Here is a 3602-nt window from a genome sequence, read left to right as displayed (position 1 = left end):
CCTTGAATCGCTTGATGATATAAATCTGTCATCATTTTACTAATTTCTTGCATAACTTGTGTTACAATATTCATGGATAATCCTCTAACTTTCTGTGTGTGTTGGCTACTAACAGTATAGCAGAGGGTTATCTTTTTTGCTTTTAGCTTACCAACAGTTATTTTACACTAAGGGTAAACGATGACAACAAATTTCTATCAAAAATTAGAACTTCTTCCCCACCCGCAAGATCAAAAACAGTGGATCGCTGAAATTACCGGACCCGATGAAACTTACCATGTAAAACGTGAGTTTCTTCCTTTAGAAGAAGATCATTATCGTATTTATGATGGGTGGTATCAAATTCATGGAACATTTCCAAGTGCTCAGACTCCTTTTACAAAAGAGTATTGTTATGTCCAAGACGGTCAAATGGTTCGCAACCGTTCCTACCGACAAACTTTAAGTGAATTAGATCAAATTACTGCGTTTGAATCTAAAAGAGTGGAGCGGTTAAAAGATTACATTAAAGATCACTTAGACGATATTTACCAACAAGTACCTCATGAAATGGTTCAAGAGGCTTTATTTGAACAAAAAGACCAGCTATCTTTCATTAATACTTCCAGCGAACTATATCAAGGATTACACCAACTATTATTTCAAAAAGAGCGCTATATCAAGCGGTTTCAAGAGGGTATAAAAAAGTGGCATGAATTTGATCAAGATGCTTGACAAAGAAAAAAGGATGCGTTAAAGTTTAGGTAAGCCTAAACAAAGAGAACAAAAACACAAACAAATAAATCAATAGAATATTCTATTGTTTTTTACTGGACATTATTTAGGTTGCTCTAAACAATGTTTCAGAAAAGAAAGAAGGAATAATATGATAGAAGCGAATAATTTATCCGTTTCCTACAATAAATTCCTTGCCTTAGATGATGTCTCATTTAAATTGAAGACAGGGCAACTAATTGGAATTATTGGGCCAAATGGAGCGGGAAAATCAACGTTAATGAAAGCGATGTTAAATATTCTTCCCCATAGCGGAACAACGACCTATGACGGTCAGCATGTGAGTCAAGTAAGAAAGAAAATATCTTACGTCGAACAAAAGAATAACATCGACCATGATTTTCCGATTAACGTTTTAGATATGGTGGCTATCGGGTTTTACCGTCAACTAGGGTTATTTAAATTTCCCACCAAAGAGCAAAAAGACCAAGCGATGGAAGCCTTAAGACAAGTAGGACTCGAAGAATATTCCCATCGTCAAATTAGTGAACTTTCGGGGGGGCAATTTCAACGAGTGTTACTTGCTCGCGTTTTAGTTCAAGATGCGGGTTATATTTTTTTAGATGAACCATTTGTAGGAATTGACGCTAAAAGTGAAGCCATTATCGCTAAAATTTTACGTCAAATGAAAGGAGATGGTAAAACAATATTAATTGTTCACCATGATTTAAGTAAAGTAGCGGAGTACTTTGATAGTGTGATTTTACTTAAACAACAATTAATTGCTTATGGGACGGTTGAAGAGTGCTTTACTCCGCAGTATTTATCCGAAGCCTTTGGCGAAAGCATTTTAACCTCTACCCAATTTGTTGGAGGAGGTGCATCAAATGAGTAATTGGTTGACTGTATTTTCGATGCAACAAATCCAACAGTTCATCCAACAAGTAAAAGACTATGAGTTTTTACAAAAAGCGTTAACAACTTCAGTGATGGTTGGAGTCATTGCCGGAATATTAGGCTGCTTTATTATTTTAAGAGGATTAGCTTTAATGGGGGATGCGATTTCTCACGCAATTTTACCCGGTGTGGCGATTTCTTATATGATGGGAACGAACTTTTTCATCGGAGCGGCGATCACCGGCTTTATTACAGCATTACTGATTGGTCTCGTTCAACAGTCGAGTCGAATTAAAAGCGATGCGGCGATAGGGATTGTCTTTTCATCCTTTTTCGCGATCGGTGTTATTTTAATTCAAATGGCACAAAGCGCCACGGACTTAACAGAAATTTTGTTTGGTAATATTTTAACGGTTCAAGACAGCGACCGAAATATTACGATGGTAATCGGTGTGATTGTTATCATTCTAGTCGTTGCTTTTTATAAAGAATTACTTATTACCACCTTTGATCCAACAATGGCGGCTGCTTGGGGATACCCAACTAAATTAATTCATTATGGAATTATGGTGACGTTAACGTTAGTTACTGTAGCCTCACTGCAAGCTGTTGGTGCTATTTTAGTTGTTGCTTTACTGATTACACCAGCTTCGACAGCGTATCTATTAACAAACAACTTACGAAATATGTTAATTCTTTCGGCTATTTTTGGTGTTATTTCTTCAGTGGTCGGATTGTATATTAGTTTTGTTATTAACGTTCCGTCAGGAGCAGCGATTGTATTATGTGCCACAGTAATGTTTGTTTTAGCCTTTTTATTTGCACCTAATAACGGCTACGTCTGGCGTTTAGCTCATAAATTATCTAAATAGTAGGAAGGTATGATTAAATGAAACGTTTATTGAAAGTATTATGTGCGATCAACTTAATTTTAATGATGGGATTAAGTATCGCAACCACAGCTCATGCAGATGAACCGCTAAAAGTGGTTTCAAGTTTTTCTCTCTTAACTGATATGTTAGAAAGTATCGGCCAAGATCATATTGAAGTCTATAACTTAGTTCCAGTTGGAACTGATCCTCATGAATATGAACCTTTACCAGAAGACATTATGAAAGCGACTGACGCGGATTTAATGTTTTATAACGGATTAAACTTAGAAGGATCCGAAAATGGTTGGTTTATGAAATTAGCTAATTCAGTGAAGAAGTCACCAGAACAACTCATCGAAGTTGCTAAAGACGTAGAACCACAATATTTAAAAGATGAAGAAGGAAGGCAAGAAATTAACCCTCATGCCTTTGCAGATCCTAACGTAGGTATAAAAATGGCTCAACGAATTGTAGAGGTCTTAAAAGAACACGATCCAAATAATGCAGTGGTCTATCAAGAAAACGCTGAAGCTTATATTAAAGAGTTAGAAGCAATTCGCGATGAATATGAAGAAAAATTGGGCAGTTTAGAAGGTAACCAGCGTAACTTTATTGCTAGCGAACATGCTTTCCAATATATGACTCAATCTTTTAACTTAAATCATGGTTATATTTGGGCAATTGATACCGATGAAAATGGTTCGCCCGCTCAAATTCAATCAGCGATTCAATGGGTCAAAGATAATAACCCACCGGTATTGTTCGTTGAATCAAACGTTGATAGACGTCCAATGCAAACCGTATCGAAGGAAACGGGCGTTGAGATTTATGAAGAGCCGGTTTATTCCGACGAAATCGGTGAAAAAGGTTCACCCGCGGATACCTATTTGAAGTATTTACAAACGAATTTAGATGTTATTTATAACGGTTTAAATCAATAAATAGTTAGAAGTCACTTAACATAGTGGCTTCTTTTTTTGGTTATTTGTTTAGTCGCTAAAATCGTGGTAAAATCATAAGAAGATTGAATCGCTTGATGATATAAATCTGTCATCATTTTACTAATTTCTTGCATAACTTGTGTTACAATATTCATGGATAACCCTCTAACTTTCTGTG

The 3602-nt window shown here is 36.1% G+C and carries 4 protein-coding genes; all 4 read left to right on the top strand.

All coding sequences use genetic code 11. The features are described 5' to 3' along the window. The first annotated feature begins 180 nt into the window (after positions 1 to 180). The gene (locus tag HMPREF9707_RS00730) at positions 181 to 714 is read left to right on the top strand and encodes a hypothetical protein (RefSeq protein WP_006700815.1); all 534 of its coding nucleotides are present in this window, start codon (positions 181 to 183) and stop codon (positions 712 to 714) included. A 151-nt stretch (positions 715 to 865) separates the two neighbouring features. Then, on the top strand, positions 866 to 1609 hold the full coding sequence (locus HMPREF9707_RS00725; protein ID WP_006700814.1) for a metal ABC transporter ATP-binding protein: 744 nt from the start codon (positions 866 to 868) through the stop codon (positions 1607 to 1609). A 19-nt stretch (positions 1610 to 1628) separates the two neighbouring features. Further along, on the top strand, positions 1629 to 2483 hold the full coding sequence (locus HMPREF9707_RS00720) for a metal ABC transporter permease (RefSeq protein ID WP_040442964.1): 855 nt from the start codon (positions 1629 to 1631) through the stop codon (positions 2481 to 2483). A gap of 17 nt (positions 2484 to 2500) precedes the next feature. After that, positions 2501 to 3424: a metal ABC transporter solute-binding protein, Zn/Mn family gene (locus HMPREF9707_RS00715; protein WP_006700812.1), complete on the top strand. Its 924-nt coding sequence runs from the start codon at positions 2501 to 2503 to the stop codon at positions 3422 to 3424. Positions 3425 to 3602: the final 178 nt, after the last annotated feature.

It is taken from the genome of Falseniella ignava CCUG 37419, from assembly GCF_000301055.1.
Lineage (GTDB): Bacteria > Bacillota > Bacilli > Lactobacillales > Aerococcaceae > Falseniella > Falseniella ignava.
Note: the sequence above shows the minus strand (reverse complement) of the source record. Positions and strands in the feature narration are given on the sequence as shown.